We start from the raw sequence: 19,273 nt of genomic DNA on the forward strand, positions 1-19,273 counted from the left end.
ATACGATCGCTATGTAGGACCCGTTCGGGTTCAAGCATGTTGTCAGTTGAGTCGCGAGCGGTAGCGTTGCATAGCTCGCGCGGAACGCCGTCGCCCTCATGATCCTTACAAAGAAGGCCTTTGATTTTTTCCGGCAAGCCATTGGCGAGCCCAGACTTCCCCCGGAAGGTCTAATAGCCAACATAGATCAAGTGAAGCAAATGCAGCCGTCAGACGGACTCCTTCAATGGATAGACGGCGTTCCGCCTGTTGAACGGCCGCCGACGCCTTTATTGGACCTGCAGCAGGTACAAGCGGCCCATCTTTGGGTGGTTCGAGCAGAGGACGTCGTTCATGCTGGTGAGCGTTGTGAATTCGGCGACTCGCTTGAAAGTGGTGTAATTAAACATACCAATCTAACCGGGGGCGCTGCTGCATATTCTGGTGGCGAGTTGGTGTTTTTGTCTGATGGAACTATTGTAGTAAACGGATGTTCTGGTCGCTATGGTCCGAGAAGCAAGGCAGAACTGGACTCCGTCGCCCGAGCGTTTGCGCAATCCGGTTATGGGGTATGGTCAATGGGTTTTGATGAGGAAACTAATCGACCTGCACGCTTCGTCGGAGCATTCCCTGAGTGGGTTGAATGACAACCAATATTAATCCATCTGAGCTGGACCTAGTATTCGGCGCGGACACTTCAGGCGACTCACCTGAGTCGCGCGCGCGCACCTCTTCTGCTCGCTTTGTTAGGAGTCAGATTCAACTTGCGCCTTATAGCCAAGGTGCAACGGGGAGAATTCTTTCTGCTCGCGAATCACTTCGAACTTTTGGCTGGCATGCCTTGAAGCAAGCCGTTATAGAGGGTTCCGCACCATTGGTGAGCTCATCGAAAGAGCCCGCAGCAACGATACGATCGCGACGAGAAGAACTTGGACTTTCCATTAAGCAACTGGCGGATCGAGCTCACATTACAGCTGATGAATTAGAGAAGATTGAAACACCGGGAACAAAAACTTCCTTTAGAACGTTGGAGTTTTTGGCTCAAGCGCTTGCCTTAAATGAACAGGTGTTGGGATTGGTTCCTAATGCGGGCCGTGACTCCAATCTTGGAGTAAGGCTCCGTGAAATGGCGACAGCCAAAGATATTCACGGCTTCACTGGCGCCACCGTCCTTCAACTATCTGAAGCCGCGTGGGTGGTCGCCCGACAGGCTGCGCTTCAGGACATTTTGCAAGGCACTCTTGCTGTTCGTCGCGTCCGTCTTCCCAGGCATGATCCGAGCTTCGGTTACCCGGCGTGGGAAATAGGGTATTCGCTTGCTAGAAAAACACGTCAGCTATTGGGGCTCACTGAAGATGAACCGATAGATAGCGTTCGAAAGGTTATTGAAGACGATTTCGGGCTTCCACTGATTCAGCTAAGGATGGATCAGCGATTTGCTGGTGCAACTATGGCGAACGGCGGGGCGCGCGGCATCGTTATCAATGAAACTGGGATGAATTCCAACGTATGGGTTCGTCGTATGACGATGTGCCACGAATTAGGGCATTTACTGTGGGACCCAGACGCTCAACTCCAACGAGTCACAGTTGATGCTTATGCAGATCTCGAGATGAGCGACCGAGACGCTAGACGCGACCCGCCGGAAATCAGGGCGAATGCGTTTGCTGTAGCATTTTTGGCCCCACCTAGTGCGGTCCAAACAATTGCCAAAAAACACTCTGATCCTCTAACAATCGTAGCCGAGGTTATGGAGACTTTTGGTATCAGCGCTACCGCTGCGAAGCATCACGTCAGAAACGTCGCAAAAAGAGACGCATTCGGAGGTTGGCAAGACAATCTACCCGAACCTGAAGACCATTGGATTGCAATGGAAAACCTCACGTTGGACTTCTTTCCCATCGACAAAGTTCCTTTGTCCCGGCGAGGAAAGTTTGCGTGGTGTGTTGCCAAGTCTAGCCAAATAGGCGAGATTACGACTGACAGTGCCGCTTCTTGGCTAGCTGTTCGTCCTGGGGATGTTACTGAAGAAGCACTAAAGGCGATTTGCACGCTGCGAGAGGATAGTTAGGCCTGCTGCGCATCCCAAACGAGGGCGGTATCCCGGCGAATAGGGCCATGACTCCTGAAGACGCCTGTTTCGGGGCCGGCTTGGCATGTATTTAGCAGCCAAGCATCGAGTAGTCAGCCGCTGCCCGTAGGCGGCGTTAGGCTCAGGACTCGTTATCCCGGGGTATCAGTTATGTCTGGCTGGTCGCTGAGCTGGTCCAACTCATCTTGAGCGTTAGGGTCAATTTCCTGGGACGCTAAAGGTACACGCAACTGCTTCATGTCGGCAACAAAGTTGTCGAATATATGAGTAAGATCCGTATACGGCCGGTTAGTTGCAAGGTGGGCAGCGATATCCAGCTCGATCTGGTGCTTCGGGCGCTGATCCACGAGGCGTTCGTTGTCAGACCACCCAACTCCTGGATGCATGGTGTGCCATGGTGACCGGCCATTTCCGCGGGTTTCGGCCGAATCACCGTGTTTACTCATGCCGTAACAGATCTTCGTTTCCGAGTTCCAGATGGGCTTGAAAAAGTCAATCAGGTACCGCTCGGCAGACGACTGGAACCCTGTTTGAACAATTAGGAAACGGCATTCGAAGTGATGAATGTCGAGAGTCGTCGTGGCTTTGCCGATGGTCTTGGCGTGCTCGCGCAGACGCGCAGCCAACTTTTGTCCTTGCGCTACCGGCTCCTTCGCCGCAGGATCAATTGGGTCGGCCTTGCCAACGTAGATTGGATGTTGTGTCCCAGCCAAGGGAGCGTAGGCTGGGACCCAACCCGGCACACCTTCCTTGCCAATGTAGTACAGCGCGTAGACGCCTGACCCATAGAAGACAGGAACTCGCGATAGCGGGTAGCGGGCCTGAGCGACCATCGTCAGCGCGACGATGCGGCCTGCGGTGGCTGGGTTTGTTGGGTCGAAAGTAGAAGAAGGCCGAATAACTGGATCAAGACCCGCTGCGGCCTGCGCGAGTCGCTGCGATACCGTCTCGAGCGCCTCTCTTACCCTCTTCACGACTCTCGGCGAGCCTTCGGCCTGTGCCGCGACTAGCCGATCTGCCACATAGTTCAGCTCGTCAATTAGCGATGGAAAGAGCGCTTTCTGATTCTTTGATGACATCGCCGAGTTAAGCCTATAGGGCAAAGTTGCCTCAACGCATCTTAGGCGCCGCCGTCGGCACTCCAAAAGGTATCTTGCGTCCTACTGGTCGCCGAAAGACGAGGCGGTTGCGGACATTGCAAGGCGCCACCACAACCGCCGGGCACATAAGCACCGTGTTCAGCTAAGGCGTCGACGCCCCCGCAAAGAAGGCAAGGTGTTTGATCATGAGGTATCGCGACTGCAAGGGCCGCAATTGACCTCTATCAACGCGACAACCGGAGGGCTACAGAGCTGCCTTATACGCACTGAAATCGATCGGCGCGACGGTGCCCAGTTGCTGAAGGCGCTGCAAAAAGCTGAGAAGGAAGAAGACCAGGCTATTGTCCCGCGCGGAAGCCTGGACTTGTGTGCCGCGCTCGTTGCGCGAGATCTCAAAGGCCTGGCTGTCGGCCGCGCACACGAGCTGCAGCAGGTGTTCGGCATCGAGCTGCTCGACATGTCTCAGCAGTTGCTCGGTAGCGTTGTCCCGGGCCCAGCCAACGTTAGTCGTGAGCAGACCGGCCAGGATGGGAATGGGCGGTTTGATGGGCGTCGCACCCCGGATATCGGTAACTGCAGCGCTCGTGCGATGCAGGCGCCGCACCGAGGCCGCTTTGCCGGCCGCGTAGGCCACATGCCCCGCGTCGAGCGACTGCTTGACTTCGAGGACTGCGTAAACCGCCTCTGCGGGGATGTAGCGGAAACCGCCCTGCTCGAAGACCAGCGGCGAGTGGTGGCGGTCATAGACAACCAGGTCGATCGACTCGCTCGTGCTACCGCAACTGTCGATCACTGTCGCTTTGTCGACGCAGTACCGGCTTGGCAGGAAGCTGCGGAGCAGTTCCAGCCACTCTGTTTCCGACACAGCGCCCTTGTCCCCCGGGTGGCCGATGTGATGCCGGGCCAGGCTCAGCTGGGCGGCCAGCTGCTGTTGGCGATCGGCGAAGAGCTGACGCAGGTCGATAGCCATGGTCACCAGACGAAGTTGGTGTAGTTCGGTTGCGCGCGCGCGACGCCAGCCGCCGTGGCGATCGCCGCCCGCTCAGCGGCCGTTAGATCGTCAGTGACCACGTTGTTGGTGTTCGCCGGATCTACCAGGCGAACCGTTCGCATATTGTCGCGTAGCCATTCCAAAGCCGCACTGACGTTGACAGCTAGATCGCCCAGGCGCCGGCCGTTCAGGGCCTCCAGGACCGCGAGCTCCAGGATGAAGCTTGGAAAGTCGAGGCCAGCCAGCGTGCGCCAGCGTTTGAGGACGCGGATCTCCTCCGTGCGCCCGGACTGGGCCACCGTCTGAATTTGCAGCGTTATGTTGGTCTGGGTCCAGGTCTCCGCCTTATTGCGCCACAGAGAGAACCAGTTCTGATGCCCCGGCTGCATGCGGCCGGGCACGAGGTCGAAGTGGTAGCCGCCGACTTGGACCCCGATCGACACGTTCTGCCGGCGGGCACCCCAGTGCTTCGCAGCCAGCGCGTGCAGCGATTCGTAGATGTCGCGCAGCGTGCCCGGGGTGGCCGACGACATTGCGACGAAAAGGTCCATATCGTTGGCGCCGGCATTGGCCGTTCCCTTCGCGATCGACCCGGAAAGGTCGATGCTGTTGAGGTATTGGCCCGCCCACTGCTGCACGATCGGCACGATCTGCTCACCCGCCACCGACCTAGCGCTGGCGGCGTTGACTTGGTGCTGGGCCAGCACGTTCCGGAGGTACTGGTCAGCGGTCATAGCACTGATGGTTTTATTCGGCGGGGCGCTGCCGCTTAGGAATTTTTCAAATGAGCGGTCGTGCGTATCTCACCGAACTGTCGCGGATTTCAAATGATGTGTCGTCCTACAGAAGTTAGACGTCGATATTCCCCGCCCTCAACGCATTCGTCTCAATGAAGTCGCGTCGCGGCTCCACCTCGTCGCCCATCAGCATCGTGAAGACCTTGTCCGCCTCGATGGCGTCGTCGATCTGCACGCGCAGCAGGCGGCGCACGGTGGGGTCCATCGTCGTTTCCCAGAGCTGCTCGGGGTTCATCTCGCCCAGGCCCTTGTAGCGCTGGCGGCCGACGCTGCCTTCGGCCTGGCTCATCAGCCAGGCCATGGCAGCGCGGAAGTCTTCGACCTTGGCCTCCTTGGCCTTCTCGCCTTCGCCCTTGCGCACCAGGGCGCCGGGCTTGATGAGGCCTTGGAAGCTGAGGCCGGCGTCGGCCAGCACGGCGTAGTCGGCGCCGTGCACGAAGTCGGCGGTGATGACGCTGGCGCGCACATTGCCGTGGTGGGTGCGGGCAATCTTCAGGAACAGTTTGTCGGTGCGCGGGTCGGTCTCGACCGTCACCAGCGCATCGTGCAGCAGGCCCTTGAGGCTGGCGGCGCTGGCCGCGGCGGCTTCGGCGGTGTCGAGGTCCAGCGCCAGGCCGTTGGCCAGCACGTGCAGGGCTTCGATGTCCATCCAGTTGGACAGGCGCTGGATGACGCTCTGGGCGGTCACGTACTTGCGGGCCAGGGTGTCGAGGGCGTCGCCGCTGAGGGTGCTGCCGGTGCCGGTGTCCAGGTGGGCGTCCTGCAGCGCGACCTTGAGCAGGAAGGCGTCGAACTCGTGGCCGTCCTTCAGGTATTGCTCGTGCTTGCCGACCTTGACCTTGTACAGCGGCGGCTGGGCGATGTAGATGTGGCCGCGCTCGACGAGCTCGGGCATCTGGCGGTAGAAGAAGGTCAGCAGCAGGGTGCGGATGTGGGCGCCGTCCACGTCCGCGTCGGTCATGATGATGATGCGGTGGTAGCGGAGCTTGTCGGGGTTGAAGTCGTCACCACCCGCGCCGCGGCCGATGCCGGTGCCCAGGGCCGTGATCAGCGTCAGGATTTCATTGCTGGTCAGCAGCTTCTCGTAGCGGGCCTTCTCGACGTTGAGGATCTTGCCGCGCAGTGGCAGGATGGCCTGGAACTTGCGATCTCTCCCCTGCTTGGCGGAGCCGCCGGCGGAGTCACCCTCCACGATGTAGATCTCGCACAGGGCGGGGTCTTTTTCCTGGCAGTCGGCCAGCTTGCCGGGCAGGCCCAGGCCGTCGAGCACGCCCTTGCGGCGCGTCATCTCGCGCGCCTTGCGGGCGGCCTCGCGGGCGCGGGCGGCGTCGAGGATCTTGCCGCAGATGGTCTTGGCGTCGAGCGGGTTCTCGAGCAGGTAGTCGGTCAGCAGGCGGCTGACGATGTCTTCCACCGGGGCGCGCACTTCCGACGAGACCAGCTTGTCCTTGGTCTGCGAGCTGAACTTGGGCTCGGGCACCTTGACGGACACGACGCAGGCCAGGCCTTCGCGCATGTCGTCACCGGCGACTTCGACCTTGGCCTTCTTGGCGAGGTCGTTGTCGTCGATGTATTTGTTGATGACGCGCGTCATCGCGGCGCGCAGGCCGGTGAGGTGGGTGCCGCCGTCACGCTGCGGGATGTTGTTGGTGAAGCAGAGGACGTTCTCGTTGAAGCCGTCGTTCCACTGCATCGCCACTTCGACGCCGATGTTGGTGTTCTGGTCGCTCATCTTGTCGCCGACGGCGTGGAAGATGTTCGGGTGCAGGGTGGTCTTGCCCTTGTTGATGAACTCGACAAAGCCCTTCACGCCGCCGGCATAGGCGAAGTTGTCTTCCTTGTTGTTGCGCTCGTCGACCAGGCGGATCTTGACGCCGTTGTTCAGGAAGCTCAGCTCGCGCAGGCGCTTGGCGAGGATGTCGTAGTGGTAGTCGTTGTTCTGCTGGAAGATCTCGGTGTCGGGCAGGAAGTGGACCTCGGTGCCGCGCTTGTCGGTCTCGCCGATGACCTTCATGGGGCTGGTCTCGACGCCATCGACCATGACGATCTCGCGGTCCTGCGGGATGCCCTTGGCGAACTCCAGGAAGTGCACCTTGCCGTTCTGGCGCACGGTCAGGCGCAGGAACTTGGACAGGCCGTTCACGCAGCTCACGCCCACGCCGTGCAGGCCGCCCGAGACCTTGTAGCTGTTCTGGTTGAACTTGCCGCCGGCGTGCAGCTCGGTCAGCGCGATTTCGGCGGCCGAGCGCTTGGGCTCGTGCTTGTCGTCCATCTTGACGCCGGTGGGAATGCCGCGGCCGTTGTCGATGACGGAGATGGAGTTGTCGGTGTGGATGGTGACGACGATGTCGTCGCAGTGGCCGGCCAGGGCCTCGTCGATGGAGTTGTCCACCACTTCGAAGACGAGGTGGTGCAGGCCGGTGCCGTCGGAGGTGTCGCCGATGTACATGCCCGGGCGCTTGCGCACGGCCTCCAGGCCTTCCAGGATCTGGATGGAGTTGGCGTCATAGACCGCCCCCGACTGCTTCTCCGCCGCGGCGGCCGCCTGCTGGTTGGCGTTCAGGCCGTCCGGGTGTTCGGGGCTGCTATTCACATCACTCATCGGGAACTCTCTCTCACTCGCGGGCGACTGATTCATCGCCCTTTAAAAGCACTGAAGCGGGCCGAAGCCCGCTGTGTCCAAGCCAGGGTGCCGGCTCAGATTCGCATCGGCATGACCACGTACTTGAAGCCCGTCGTCTCGGGAATGGTCAGCAGCGCGCTGCTGGCGCTGTCGTTGAGGTCAATGGAGACCATGTCCTGGCTCATGTTGGCCAGGGCGTCCATCAGGTAGGTGACGTTGAAGCCGGTCTCGATCTTGTCGCCGCCGTAGTCGATCTCGATCTCTTCCTTGGCCTCTTCCTGCTCGGCATTGCTGGACGCGATGGACAGCAGGCCCGGCTCGAAGGTCAGGCGCACGGCCTTGAACTTCTCGCTGGTCAGGATGGCGGCGCGCTGCAGGCTGCTCAGCAGCGGCGCGCGGCCCAGCGTGAGGCGGAACTTGTGGTTCTTGGGGATGACGCGGTTGTAGTCGGGGAACTTGCCCTCGACCAGCTTGGTGACGAACTCCATGCCGCTGAAGCTGAACTTGGCCTGGTTGCCGGCAAAGCGCATCTCGATGGCATCGTCGTCCTTGCCGTCCTTCAAGAGGCGCTGCAGCTCCAGCACGGTCTTGCGCGGCAGGATGACTTCCTGCTTGGGGATGTCGGTGTCCAGCTCGGCCTGGGCCAGGGCCAGGCGGTGGCCGTCGGTGGCCACCAGCGTCAGGTTCTTGCCTTCGGCGACGAACAGGATGCCGTTCAGGTAGTAGCGGATGTCGTGCACCGCCATGGCGAAGTGGACCTGGTTGATCAGGCCCTTCAGCGCCTTCTGCGGCACGCTGAAGGCGGGGCCGAAGTCGGCGGCTTCCTGCACCAGGGGGAAGTCATCGGCGGGGAGGGTCTGCAGCGTGAAGCGGCTCTTGCCGCCCTGCAGGGTCATCTTGTTCTGGTTGCTCGTCAGGCTGACGACCTGGTCGGCCGGCATGGAGCGCAGGATGTCGATGAGCTTGCGGGCGCCGACGGTGGTGGACAGATTGCCGGCGTCGCCGTCAAACTGGACCGTGGTGCGCACCTGGATCTCGAGGTCGCTGGTCGTGAGCTCCACCTGGTTGCCGGTCTTGCGGATCAACACATTGGCCAGGATCGGCAGCGTGTGGCGCCGCTCGACGATGCCGGACACCGCTTGCAGCGCGCCGAGCACCTGATCCTGGGGAGCTTTCAAAACGATCATGGAGGCCTCTTGGGGGGAGATTCAGCTGGGCAAGCCCAAAAACGCGCGCGCGCGTAAAGCTGCGATTGTCGCCCGGAAACGGTGCCTGACCGGCTGGCGGGGCTGCTGCGGAGGCTACGGGTGAACCCGAAGGCCGCCCAGGGTGGCGCCTCCCGACGCCCGGGCAAGGGCCAAAACCCGCCATCTGGCCGCAACCGCGGCCAAAGTCCTCAGTAGAGGTCGCGGGCGGCCGAGCGCACCTCGTGCAGCAGCTGGCGCGCCCCCGGGGACATCAGATGCCCCTCGCGGGTGATGATGCCGAAGGCGTCCATATGGCAGGGCAGGTCGATGGGCAGGATGGCCAGCACGTGCAGCGACGCGTAGTAGCGTGCCACCTCCACCGGCATCACATGCAGGGAGTCGGTCTGCTGCAGCAGGGCGGTGATGAGCAGCAGGGCCGTGGTATCGACGTTGTTGGCCGGCGGCTCCAGCGCGGCGCGGCGGAACATCAGCTCCCAGCGGTGGCGCAGCACGCTGCCCTGCGGCGGCAGGATCCAGGGCTGGTCGGCCAGGTCGGCGAGCTTGAGGTTGTCTTCCTTCAAGAGCGGATGGCCCACGCGCGCGACGGCGCAGGCGGGCTCGACCGTCAGCTCCTCATAGTGCAGGCCGGCGGCGTCTTCCTCTTCGACGATGCGGCCGATCATGAAGTCCAGCTTGCCGCGCTGCAGCATGTCCACGAGCTGCTTGCTGCTTTCCATGTGGACGCCGATGCGCAGCTTGGGCGCCTGCAGCTTGATGCGGGCGATGGCGCGCGGCAGCAGGCCCATGGCCGGGGTCATGATGACGCCGACCTCGACCTGGCCGGCCAGGCCATTCTTCAGCGAGACGATGTCGTCGTGGGCGGCCGACAGCGACGTCAGCGCCATGCGGGCGTGGCGGATCATGGTCTCGCCGTAGAGCGTGGGCTCCATGCCGCGCGGGTGGCGCTCGAAGAGCTTGACGTCCAGCATGTCCTCCAGGTCCTTGAGCTGCTTGGAGGCGGCCGGCTGGGTCATGCACAGCACCTCGGCGGCGCGGTGGATGTTGCGCTCGTCGTCCAGCGCGATCAGCAGCAGCAGTTGGCGCGTCTTCAGGCGCGCGCGCAGGAACCAGTTGGGATTGGGGCTGGCGTCGGTCAGCGACGTGCCGTTGTTGTCATCGTCGTCGTCGCGGGCCATCGTGTTCAAGCCAAGTTCACGCGGCCGTCGGCGGCCAGCACGGTGTTGATGTCGTCGCCGGTTTCCTCCAGCTGCACCAGGGTGGCCTGGCGGGCGCCGACGGCGTCGCGGGCCTGCAGGGCCGTCAGGATGGCCTTGTGGCGCGGCAGGGAAAGATCGTGCGTGTTGGGCAGCTGGCTGGACAGGATGATGGACTCACGCAGGGCCAGGGACAGCATGTTGCCGATATAGGCCAGCAGGTCGTTGCCGGTGGCCTCGGCAATGCGGCGGTGGAAGGTCAGGTCCGGCTCCAGCAGCTCGGCCGTGGTCTTGGCGGCGGCCATGCCTTCGTAGGCGGTGGCGATGCCGGCCAGCTGCTCATCGGTCGCGGCGCGGGCGGCCAAGGCGGCAGCGGCGGGTTCGAAGATGCGACGCACTTCCAGCAGGGTCTGCACGAAGTCGCGCTGCGGGCGGGACTGGATCAGCCAGTACAGCACGTCGGGGTCGAGCAGGTGCCATTCGTTGCGCGGGCGAACGATGGCGCCGGCGCGCTGGCGCGACACCACCAGGCCCTTGGCCACGAGCACTCGCACGGCCTCGCGCAGCACCGGGCGGCTGATCTCGTAGCGCTCCAGCAGCTGGGCCTCGGGCGGCAGCTTGTCGCCGGGCTTCAATTCGCCGCCGATGATGGCCAGGCCCAGCTCGCTGACGATGCGGCCATGCTGGCTCTTGCCCTCGGGCTGGGCGCTGTAGGTGGAGTGATCCGCTCGGGTTCGCATGGCCGCGAGGCTAGCCGCAAAAGCCTTCATTATCGAAAGCGGGCGACAAAGCCGCCGTGGGGTGCCAGCGTCAGCTGGGCCGCGGGTGCGGCAAGCTGGGCTTCAGTGAACTCGCGCTCGCCGGCACCGTCGGTGATGAGCTGGCCTTGGCGTTTGCCGAGCCAGGCCAGGTCGAGCTGGATCTCGCGCAGCGTGTCGTCGGCATTCAGGCCGGCAATGAACCACTGCTTGCCGGCGCGGCGGGCCAGCACGACGAACTTGCCCGGTTCGCCGTCGAGAAAGCGCACCTCGTCCCAGTGGCGCGGCAGTTCGCGCAGCAGGCCCTTCACATAGGCCGGCACGGTGGCCATGCCCTCGGGCGTCTCGGCATAGTGCTGGATACCGGAGAGGAAGAGCACGCTCTCGGCCAACTCGAAGCCGTTGCGCGTGGTGCGCTTGATGTTGGGGATGTCGCCGAACACCATGGGCGTGAAGTCCATGGGGTCGAAGAGATTGCGCGTGAAAGGCAGCATGGCGGCGTGCGTGGCCACGGCGTCCTGGTCTTCCTGCGTGAAGGTCGTGAACTCCAGGCCGCGCACCGCCTCCGCCGTCATCAGGTGGGGGTAGGTGCGGCTCCAGCCGCGCGGCAGCGTCGCGCCGTGGAAGTTCATCAGCAAGCCGGCCGCCGCCGACTCCTTCAGCAGGTCCACGTAATAGGCCTGCATGGACGCGCCGTCGCCGCCGAAGAAATCCACCTTCAGGCCGGCCACGCCGATGGCCTTCATGCGCGCGAACTCGCGGGCGCGGTCGGCTCGGGTCAGCAGCTTGCTGCGCGGCGTCTGGGGCGTGTCGTTCCAGTCGCCCGCGGAGTTGTACCAGGCCAGCAGGCCGATGTTCTTCGTGCGGCCGTAGTCGGCCAGCGCCTTCATCTGGGCGTCGCCGATCTGGCGGTCCCACTCGGCGTCCACCAGGGTGTAGTTCCAGTGCATGTCGGCGGCGTAGTCGATGAAGCGCTTCTGCTCGTCGAAGACGGTGGCTCCATCCTTCAGCAGCGCCCAGCTCCAGGACGCATGGCCCGGCTTCAGCCTGGCCTTGTCAAAGGGCACGGCCGGGGCGGCAAGGTCGGTGCCGAGAGTGGACTCCATCACCGTCTTCAGCGGGCCGATGGCGAGCACGCGCCAGGGGGTGGTCAGGGGGCCGTTCACGTCGGCCAACAGATGGCCGCCGGTGAAGACCTCGAGTGGATCGGGCAGGCCGATGCGGTAGATGCCACCGGTGGAGGCGGCTTGCAGGCGCGACGCGTGGAAGCGGCCGTCCATGCCGGCTTCGGTCAGGGCCACCCAGTTGGCACCGCTGCGGAACAGTGCCGGGAAGACCCAGCCCGCCGGCATGGGCGACGGCGTGCCGACGGCGACGCCCATCTGGTAGTGCTCTTCGTAGGACGGGTTGACGCGGCTGTAGCCCGTCTTGGCGACGGCCATGGGCTGCAGCCAGGCGCGCGCGTCGGCAGGGAAGGCGAAGCTGGTCAGCTCGTCCTTGAACTGCTTGCGACCCGGGCCGTCCACGGTGTAGCGCAGGGCCAGCCCGTCGTTGGAGGCGCGCAGCGTCAGGATGAGCTGCTGCCCGGCGGCGTTGGCGACGGTGAAGCGCTGCTCGTTGGCGCGGTAGTCCACGCGGCTCTTCTTGCCGGCGGCGAGCGTGTACTGCTCGCGGTGGGCCTTCACGGGCGAGGCCGCGACGAGCTTGAGCCCATTGGCGAAGTCACCCTGCTCCAGCACCAGGCCCAGGCGCGAAGCCAGCAGCACCGGCTGGCCAGCGCGCTGCACCGTGTAGACGAGCTGCTGCTCGGCGTTGACCGACACGTCGACCTGGAGCTGGCCGTCGGGGCTGCTCAGGGCTTGCGCGAGAGCGGGTACTGCAATCAGGAGCGAGGCAAGGAGCTTCATGGCGTCAGATCGAGTAAGGACCATCGGCGACCGGTGTGCCGAAGTCGGGGAAGCCGTCGACACGCCAGCCAAAGGCCTGCACGCGGGTGTGGCGGTTGGGGTCGTTGAGTGGGTCGCCGACGATGTCGCGGTAGTTGCGGGCGTGATAGACCAGCAGGTCGGTCTGGCCATCGGGCGTCGTCGTGAAGCTGTTGTGGCCGGGGCCGAACTGGCTGACCGACTCGTCGGTCTTGAACACCGGCACGGGCGACTTGCTCCAGCTCGTGGGGTCCAGCAGATCGGCGTTCTCATCGGCCCACAGCAGGCCCATGCAGTAGTTCGCGTCGGTCGCCGCGGCCGAATAGGCGATGAAGACGCGGCCGTTGCGCTTGAGCACCGCGGGGCCCTCGTTGACGCAGAAGCCGATGCGCTCCCAGGCCAGGTCCGGGCGCGCGATGACGACGGGCTCGGTCTTCAAGGTCCACGGGTTGGCCAACTCGGCGATGTAGAGGTTGCTCTCCGTCGGCGGGCTCTTCTGGGCCCAGCAGAGGTAGCGCTTGCCGTGGTGCTCGAAGGGCGTCGCGTCCAGCGAGAAGCCTTCCTCGGGTGTAGCGATCTGGCCGCGCTCCAGCCAGGCATCGCGCAGCGGGTCGTCGCCCTCGCACTCCAGCACATACATGCGCAGCTTCCAGATGTCGTCGCGCTCGCTGGCTGCGAAGTAGACATACCAGCGGCCGGCTATGCGGTGCAGCTCCGGCGCCCAGACGTGGAAGCTCATCGGGCCGCTGTCGTGCTTGCGCCAGATCACCTGGGGCGTGGCGGTCGCCAGGCCGGCGATGCTGTCGGCGCTGCGGATCTCGATGGCGTCGTAGCTGGGCACCGAGGCGGTGAACCAGTAGCGGCCATCAACCCGGCTGATCTGCGGGTCGGCGCGCTGGGGGATGAGGGGGTTGTTCCAGGTCATGCGGCGCGAATCGCTTGGGTGACGATGACGTTCCAGGAGGCGGGCCTCAACTTCACGCTCAAGCGTTCGTCGAGGATGGCGATGCCTTCCAGCGGCTGCGGCGCGACGCGGTCGGGTGCGTCGGCCGTGTTGCTGGCGTTCAGGTCGGCGCTGTGCAGCTGCTCGGCCTGCACGAGGCGGCGCTCGGCGCCCAGGCCGCGCAGCGTGATGGACAGGTCCATCTCCTCGGTCAGGTGGCGGTTCAGCAGGAAGACGGCGGTGCGGCCCGTGGCCGGGTCGTCGACGACGCTGGCGCACAGATAAGGCAGCTCGCCGTGGCGGGCGTTGGCATAGCCGGGCGACTTGACCACCGAGCGCAGCACCTCGCCATGTGCCCAGCGCGCGGCCTGGGCGAAGGGGTGGAAGATGGTCTGCCGCCAGGCCGGGCCGCCGGGCTCGGTCATGATGGGCGCGATGACGTTGCACAGCTGGGCCATGCAGGCGACCTTGAGCCGGTCGGCGTGGTTCATCATCATGGTCAGCATGCCGCCGATGAGCAGGGCGTCCTCGGCCGTGTAGACCTCTTCCAGCAGTCGCGGCGCCTCGGGCCAGCCGGCTTGCTTCAGGTGCTCGCCATGGCGGGCGCGGTACCAGACATTCCATTCGTCGAAGGACAGCTTGAGCCGCTTGTTGGAGCGCTTGCGCGTGGCCACCGCATCGGCAATCGCCACCGTGTCCTCGATGTAGCGGGCATTGGTCTCGATCTGCGCGAAGAAGGCCTCGGTGCTGGTATCTGAACCTTGACCCACAGGCGGCTTGACGAAATAGCTGTGCAGCGACAGGTAGTCGACGAACTCGAAGCAATGCTCCAGCACGCGGTCTTCCCAGACGCCGTAGCTCGGCATGTCGTAGGCCGACGAGCCGCAGGCGGCCAGCTCGATGCTCGGGTCCACCCAGCGCATCAGCTTGGCGGTCTCCTTGGCGATGCGGCCGTATTCGTCGGGGGTCTTCTGGCAGATCTGCCAAGGGCCGTCCATCTCGTTGCCCAGGCACCAGAACTTGATGCCCAGCGGCTCCTCGGCGCCGTGGCTGCGGCGCAGGTCCGACAGCGCCGTGCCGCCGGGGTGGTTGCAGTACTCGAGGTAGTGGCGTGCCTCGTCGGGCCCGCGCGTGCCGAGGTTGACGCCGAACATCGGCTCGATGCCGATCTTGCGGCACCAGTGCATGAACTCATGCGTGCCGACCTGGTTGGTCTCGGTCGAGAACCAGGCCAGGTCCAGGCGCCGCGGGCGCTGCTCCTTGGGGCCGACGCCGTCTTCCCAGTTGTAGCCCGACATGAAATTGCCGCCGGGGTAGCGCACGATGGTGGCGCCCAGCTCCTTCGTCAGCTCGGCCACGTCGCCCCGAAAACCGTGCTCGTCGGCGGTGGGGTGGCCGGGCTCGTGGATGCCGTTGTAGACGCAGCGCCCGAGGTGCTCGACGAAGACGCCGAACAAGCGGCGGTCCAGCGGCGCGAGGGCGAAGTCGCGGTCGACGATGAGTTGGGCTTCGAACATCAGCGGCGTGCCTTTTGAAGTGCCTTGTTGACACGCTTCTCGACGCTGGCCTGCACCTCGGCCACCGGCTTGCCCGATAGCAGCAAATTGGCCACGTCCTCGCCGATCAGCAGTTCGATATTGCGTTGCGTGGGCACGTTGCCCGGCATGGACGCACCGGTGTGCGTGATCTCGGCCAGCGACTCGCGCTGCGGCAAAGCGCGGAAGGCCTCGCTGCCCGCCACGGTCTTGCTGACCGGCAGATGGCCGGTGCGCGACCACTCGGCGCTGTGGTCCCAGACGAACTTGAGGAACTTCAGCGCCGCCTCGTGGCCCTTGGCGTCGGTCGTGCCGCCCTTGAACAGGGCCCACGAGTGGCCGTCGGCGAACACGGCCGGCCTGTCATAGAGCTGGGCAAAGGGCCGCACCGCGTAGCCGCCCTGCAGCGGCGAGTCGGGCTTCTTGGATTCACGCAGGAACTGGTCGATGGTCCAGGTGCCGACGACGACGACGCCGGCCTCGCCGTTCAGGAAGGCCTGGTTGGCGGCGGCGTAGTCCAGGTTGGGCCGCACATGGCCTTCCTTGTAGAGGGTCTGCATCAGCGTCAACGCCTTCGTCACGGCGGGCTGCTGCATGCGGATGCTCTTGCCGTCTTCAGCGAACAGGGCCGCGCCCTGCTGGGCCACGAGCGTCTGGAAGGTGCGGTCGTTGGCGGCGGTCTCGTTGGCCACGGCCCAGGCGAAGAAGGGCTTGCCCGTCTTCTGCTTGAACTGGCGCGCCTGCGCCAGCAGCTCCTCGGGCGAGCGCGGCAGCACCGGCTCGCCGTTGGCGCCCAGCAGGCCGGCCTGCTTCATCAACTTCGTGTTGATGTGCCACAGCCAGGCCCAGGTGTCGAAGGGCAGCGCATAGGTCTGGCCGTTGAACGTGGTGCCCTTGCGCGCATGCTCGGTGAAGTCGTCCACCGGCACGCCGACGCGCTTGAAATCCTCGTCCAGCGGCAGCACCAGCTTGCGGCGCACATAGTCGCCCAGGGCCGACTCGTGCATGACGGCCACGGTCGGGATGTCCTTGGACACGAGGCGCGCGGTGAGCTGGTCGTAGTAGGGTCCCCACTCGCCGATCTGCGTCTTCACGACGACGTCGGGATGGGTCGCGTTGAACTCGTTGACCAGGGCCGTGACGATGCCGCATTCGCCGACGCCCTCGGAGGCCTTCACGACCTGGCCGAACTGCGACTCGCAGCTGCCGAAGAAGCGCATCAGCGTGATCTCGGTCTTGCCCGAGTTGTCCTTGCCCGCGCCGCAGGCGGCAAGCAGGGCCGTGCAAAAGAGAACTGCCAAGCGCTTCATCATGACTTGCCCGTCCCGGCAACGGCCGTCACCAGATGGCGCTGGAAGAAGAGATAAAGCATCAGCGCGGGCACACCGGCAAACACGGCCTGCGCCATCAGGAAGCCCAGCCCTTCCGACTGCGCGAAGTTGGTCTGCGTGGAGGCCAGGCCGCGCGTCAGCGTGTACATGTCGGGCTGGGTCGCGATGACCAGCGGCCAGAGGTAGTCGTTCCAGCAGGCCAGGAAGGTGAAGATGCCCAAGGTGGCCTGGGCCGGCAGCGTCAGCGGCAGGATGATGGTCAAAAAGGTCTTGAAGCGCGAGGCGTTGTCCAGCAGCGCGGCCTCTTCCAGTTCGGCCGGGATGGCCTTGAAGTACTGCGTCATCAAATAGACGCCGAAGGGCGCGGCCAAGCCCGGCAGCGCCAGGCCGGCAATCGTGTTCTGCAGGTTCCACTCCGAGAACAACCGGTGCAGCGGGATGAAGACCGATTGCGCCGGCACGGCCAGGCCGAACATGACGAGGGCGAACAGGATCTTTCGGCCCGGAAACTCGCAGCGCGCGAAGCCATAGCCGGCCAGCGACGACAGCACCAGCACGCCCACCGTCTGCAGCAGGGCCACCAGCGCGCTGTTGCCCAGCCAGCGGAAGACCTGCGAGGTCTGCAGGATGTCCAGGTAGTTGGCCAGCGTGTAGGGCGGCGCCAGGAAGACGTCGGTGTGGCGCAGCAGGAACTCGTTGGGCTTGAAGGACAGGGCCAGCACCCACAGCAGCGGCGCCATCCAGGCCAGGGCCAGCAGCGTGAGAGCTGCCATCACCAAGCGGTCGAACCAACCGCGGCGCAGCAAGGGGTTCATCGCGTGCCTCCCTTGCGATCACGTTCCAGCCAGAGCTGTGCGGAAACACCCACCAGCATGATGGCCAGCAGCACCTGCGAGGCGGCGGTGGCATAGCCCAGCGACAGCTGCATGAAGGCCTGCTCGTAGGTGAACTGCACGATGGACCGGGTGGTGTTGTTGGGCCCGCCGTTGGTCATCAGCATGATCTGCGGGAAGACCTGGAACTGGCGGATGACCTCGATCAGCGCGACCAGCACGATGGCGCGCTTCAGGCTGGGCAGGGTGATGTGGGTCAGCACGCGCCAGCGCGGCGTGTTGTCGAGGGCCGCGGCCTCGTAGATGTCCGAGGGGATCTGCTGCAGGGCCGACAGGAAGAGGATCATCGGCAGGCCGATGATCCACCACACCGTGACCAAGGCGATGGTGGTCAGGGCCAGCGAATCGCTGGTCAGCAGCGGCAGCTCGGGCAGGCCCACGGCCGCGAAGGCCTGGGCGATGAGGCCGCGCTCGGGCATCAGCGCCAGCTTCCAGACCAGGGTGATCAGCGTGACCGAGAAGACCGAGGCGCAGAAGAAGGTGGCGCGCAGCAAGGTGGCCAGCTTGCCCGGGCGGTTGAGTGCCAGCGCCAGCATCAGTGACAGCACGACGAAGATGGGCGTGCTGATGGCGACGAAGCGGAGGGTGTTCCAGACTACCTGCTGGAAGACCTCGTCGCTCCACAGTTCCTTGTAGTTGGCCAGGCCCACCCAGAAGCTGTCGTCGGACAGCAGGTCGTGGTCGTGAAAGCTGATCCACACGCCCTTGGCCAGCGGCCACAGCAGCATCAGCACGTAGACCGCCACGAAGGGCAGCACAAAGAGGGCGTAGGCCGGGCGTGAGGCGCGCAGCCCGACGGTGGGCGCACTCATGCGAGCGACTCCTGCGCATGATGGGCGCGGCCGGTCTCGTCGAAGAGGTGGGCTTCGGCCACGTCGACGCTGACGGCGACATAGGAACCCAGCTTGGGCGATGTGCCGGCCGGCACGGTCACGATGAGTGGGCTGCCGCCTTCGAGCTTCAAGTGGGCCAGCGTGCGCTCACCCAGGAACTCGACCAGCTCGACGCGGCCACGCAGCGGGCCTTGCTCGGCCACGCGCAGGTTCTCGGGCCGGATACCCAAGGTCAGGGCCTGTGCCGACAGGCCTTCGCTGGCGACACGCGTCGTCACCCACTGGCCGCCCGGCACCGTGACCACGACGCGCCCGCGGTCGTCCGGCGCCCGCTGCACCGGCACAAAGCCCATGCCCGGTGTGCCGATGAAGCTGGCCACGAACCTGGTTGCGGGCCGGCGGTACAGCTCGGCCGGCGTGGCGACCTGCTCGATGGCACCGCCCTTCATGACGACGATGCGTGTGGCCAGGGTCATGGCCTCGATCTGGTCGTGGGTGACGAAGACCATGGTGGCGCCCAGGCGCTGGTGCAGTTGCGCCAGCTCCAGTCGCGTGCGTCCACGAAGAGCTGCATCCAGATTCGACAGCGGCTCGTCGAACAGGAAGATGCCGGGCTCCTTGACCACCGCGCGGCCGATGGCGACGCGCTGGCGCTGGCCGCCGGAGAGCTGGCCGGGCTTGCGGTCCAGCAGGGTGTCCAGCTCCAGCATGCGGGCCGACTCGGTGATGCGCTTGGCAATCTCGTCCGCCGGGATGCCGATGTTCTTCAACCCGAAGGCGAGGTTGTCGCGCACGCTCATGTGCGGGTAGAGGGCGTAGTGCTGGAACACCATGGCCAGGTTGCGCTGGCCCGGAGGCGCGACGGTCACGTCGCGGTCGCCGATGAGGATGCGGCCGCCGCTGACCTCTTCCAGGCCCGCCACCATGCGCAGCAGGCTCGTCTTGCCGCAGCCCGACGGGCCGAGGAAGACGACGAACTCGCCTTCGGCCACGTCCAGCGACAGGTTCTCGATGACCTGCACGGCGCCGTAGCGCTTGCAGACGTTCTCCAGCTTCAGGCCAGCCACGTTGG

The 19,273-nt window shown here is 64.5% G+C and carries 16 protein-coding genes; 2 read left to right on the forward strand and 14 right to left on the reverse strand.

Translation table 11 applies throughout. From position 1 onward, the window contains the following. The first annotated feature begins 98 nt into the window (after positions 1-98). Positions 99-626 (forward strand): hypothetical protein, encoded by a 528-nt coding sequence (locus J2X20_RS16625; protein ID WP_310266801.1) that lies wholly within the window; start codon positions 99-101, stop codon positions 624-626. Then, entirely contained in the window at positions 623-2,050 is a 1,428-nt protein-coding gene (locus J2X20_RS16630) for an XRE family transcriptional regulator (protein WP_310266803.1), read from the forward strand. The genes J2X20_RS16625 and J2X20_RS16630 overlap by 4 nt, the downstream gene beginning before the upstream one ends. Positions 2,051-2,202: 152 nt before the next feature. On the opposite strand, the gene J2X20_RS16635 is transcribed toward J2X20_RS16630, so the two are convergent. From J2X20_RS16635 to J2X20_RS16700, 14 genes are all read right to left on the reverse strand, one after another. Then, the gene (locus J2X20_RS16635) at positions 2,203-3,150 is read right to left on the reverse strand and encodes an Eco29kI family restriction endonuclease (protein WP_310266805.1); all 948 of its coding nucleotides are present in this window, start codon (positions 3,148-3,150) and stop codon (positions 2,203-2,205) included. Positions 3,151-3,415: 265 nt separating this feature from the next. After that, complete coding sequence (locus J2X20_RS16640; RefSeq protein ID WP_310266806.1) at positions 3,416-4,141, reverse strand: DUF6602 domain-containing protein; 726 nt, start codon at positions 4,139-4,141, stop codon at positions 3,416-3,418. Between the two features lie 2 nt (positions 4,142-4,143). After that, positions 4,144-4,896 carry a nucleotidyltransferase family protein gene (locus J2X20_RS16645; protein ID WP_310266808.1) on the reverse strand — a complete coding sequence of 251 codons (753 nt, stop codon included), beginning with the start codon at positions 4,894-4,896 and terminating at the stop codon, positions 4,144-4,146. A 115-nt stretch (positions 4,897-5,011) separates the two neighbouring features. Beyond that, positions 5,012-7,561, reverse strand: coding sequence for a DNA topoisomerase (ATP-hydrolyzing) subunit B (gene gyrB / locus J2X20_RS16650; RefSeq protein WP_310266811.1), 2,550 nt, complete (start codon positions 7,559-7,561; stop codon positions 5,012-5,014). A 95-nt stretch (positions 7,562-7,656) separates the two neighbouring features. Next, positions 7,657-8,769: a DNA polymerase III subunit beta gene (gene dnaN / locus J2X20_RS16655; protein ID WP_310266814.1), complete on the reverse strand. Its 1,113-nt coding sequence runs from the start codon at positions 8,767-8,769 to the stop codon at positions 7,657-7,659. A 209-nt stretch (positions 8,770-8,978) separates the two neighbouring features. Continuing rightward, positions 8,979-9,965 carry a LysR family transcriptional regulator gene (locus J2X20_RS16660; protein ID WP_310266816.1) on the reverse strand — a complete coding sequence of 329 codons (987 nt, stop codon included), beginning with the start codon at positions 9,963-9,965 and terminating at the stop codon, positions 8,979-8,981. A 5-nt stretch (positions 9,966-9,970) separates the two neighbouring features. After that, complete coding sequence (locus tag J2X20_RS16665) at positions 9,971-10,723, reverse strand: FadR/GntR family transcriptional regulator (RefSeq protein WP_310266818.1); 753 nt, start codon at positions 10,721-10,723, stop codon at positions 9,971-9,973. Between the two features lie 29 nt (positions 10,724-10,752). Next, positions 10,753-12,648, reverse strand: coding sequence for a glycoside hydrolase family 97 protein (locus J2X20_RS16670; RefSeq protein WP_310266819.1), 1,896 nt, complete (start codon positions 12,646-12,648; stop codon positions 10,753-10,755). A gap of 4 nt (positions 12,649-12,652) precedes the next feature. Beyond that, positions 12,653-13,591 (reverse strand): glycoside hydrolase family 43 protein, encoded by a 939-nt coding sequence (locus J2X20_RS16675; RefSeq protein ID WP_310266822.1) that lies wholly within the window; start codon positions 13,589-13,591, stop codon positions 12,653-12,655. After that, on the reverse strand, positions 13,588-15,126 hold the full coding sequence (gene arfA / locus J2X20_RS16680; protein WP_310266825.1) for an arabinosylfuranosidase ArfA: 1,539 nt from the start codon (positions 15,124-15,126) through the stop codon (positions 13,588-13,590). Before arfA ends, J2X20_RS16675 begins: the two co-directional genes overlap by 4 nt. After that, on the reverse strand, positions 15,126-16,454 hold the full coding sequence (locus J2X20_RS16685; protein ID WP_409034170.1) for an ABC transporter substrate-binding protein: 1,329 nt from the start codon (positions 16,452-16,454) through the stop codon (positions 15,126-15,128). The genes arfA and J2X20_RS16685 overlap by 1 nt, the downstream gene beginning before the upstream one ends. Then, positions 16,454-17,290 carry a carbohydrate ABC transporter permease gene (locus J2X20_RS16690; RefSeq protein ID WP_310266830.1) on the reverse strand — a complete coding sequence of 279 codons (837 nt, stop codon included), beginning with the start codon at positions 17,288-17,290 and terminating at the stop codon, positions 16,454-16,456. The genes J2X20_RS16685 and J2X20_RS16690 overlap by 1 nt, the downstream gene beginning before the upstream one ends. After that, positions 17,287-18,180, reverse strand: coding sequence for a carbohydrate ABC transporter permease (locus J2X20_RS16695; RefSeq protein WP_310266833.1), 894 nt, complete (start codon positions 18,178-18,180; stop codon positions 17,287-17,289). The genes J2X20_RS16690 and J2X20_RS16695 overlap by 4 nt, the downstream gene beginning before the upstream one ends. Next, complete coding sequence (locus tag J2X20_RS16700) at positions 18,177-19,268, reverse strand: ABC transporter ATP-binding protein (RefSeq protein ID WP_310266835.1); 1,092 nt, start codon at positions 19,266-19,268, stop codon at positions 18,177-18,179. Before J2X20_RS16700 ends, J2X20_RS16695 begins: the two co-directional genes overlap by 4 nt. Positions 19,269-19,273 lie beyond the last annotated feature (5 nt).

Origin of the sequence: Roseateles saccharophilus, from assembly GCF_031458095.1 — a bacterium.
Lineage (GTDB): Bacteria > Pseudomonadota > Gammaproteobacteria > Burkholderiales > Burkholderiaceae_C > Pelomonas > Pelomonas saccharophila_A.

Coding starts and splice junctions, on each gene's coding strand:
- J2X20_RS16635 (WP_310266805.1), bottom strand. CDS start 3,150: ATGTCATCAAAGAATCAGAAAGCGCTCTTTCCATCGCTAATTGACGAG.
- J2X20_RS16640 (WP_310266806.1), bottom strand. CDS start 4,141: ATGGCTATCGACCTGCGTCAGCTCTTCGCCGATCGCCAACAGCAGCTG.
- J2X20_RS16685 (WP_409034170.1), bottom strand. CDS start 16,454: ATGAAGCGCTTGGCAGTTCTCTTTTGCACGGCCCTGCTTGCCGCCTGC.
- J2X20_RS16695 (WP_310266833.1), bottom strand. CDS start 18,180: ATGAGTGCGCCCACCGTCGGGCTGCGCGCCTCACGCCCGGCCTACGCC.
- J2X20_RS16645 (WP_310266808.1), bottom strand. CDS start 4,896: ATGACCGCTGACCAGTACCTCCGGAACGTGCTGGCCCAGCACCAAGTC.
- J2X20_RS16675 (WP_310266822.1), bottom strand. CDS start 13,591: ATGACCTGGAACAACCCCCTCATCCCCCAGCGCGCCGACCCGCAGATC.
- J2X20_RS16670 (WP_310266819.1), bottom strand. CDS start 12,648: ATGAAGCTCCTTGCCTCGCTCCTGATTGCAGTACCCGCTCTCGCGCAA.
- gyrB (WP_310266811.1), bottom strand. CDS start 7,561: ATGAGTGATGTGAATAGCAGCCCCGAACACCCGGACGGCCTGAACGCC.
- J2X20_RS16665 (WP_310266818.1), bottom strand. CDS start 10,723: ATGCGAACCCGAGCGGATCACTCCACCTACAGCGCCCAGCCCGAGGGC.
- arfA (WP_310266825.1), bottom strand. CDS start 15,126: ATGTTCGAAGCCCAACTCATCGTCGACCGCGACTTCGCCCTCGCGCCG.
- J2X20_RS16690 (WP_310266830.1), bottom strand. CDS start 17,290: ATGAACCCCTTGCTGCGCCGCGGTTGGTTCGACCGCTTGGTGATGGCA.
- J2X20_RS16625 (WP_310266801.1), top strand. CDS start 99: ATGATCCTTACAAAGAAGGCCTTTGATTTTTTCCGGCAAGCCATTGGC.
- dnaN (WP_310266814.1), bottom strand. CDS start 8,769: ATGATCGTTTTGAAAGCTCCCCAGGATCAGGTGCTCGGCGCGCTGCAA.
- J2X20_RS16630 (WP_310266803.1), top strand. CDS start 623: ATGACAACCAATATTAATCCATCTGAGCTGGACCTAGTATTCGGCGCG.
- J2X20_RS16660 (WP_310266816.1), bottom strand. CDS start 9,965: ATGGCCCGCGACGACGACGATGACAACAACGGCACGTCGCTGACCGAC.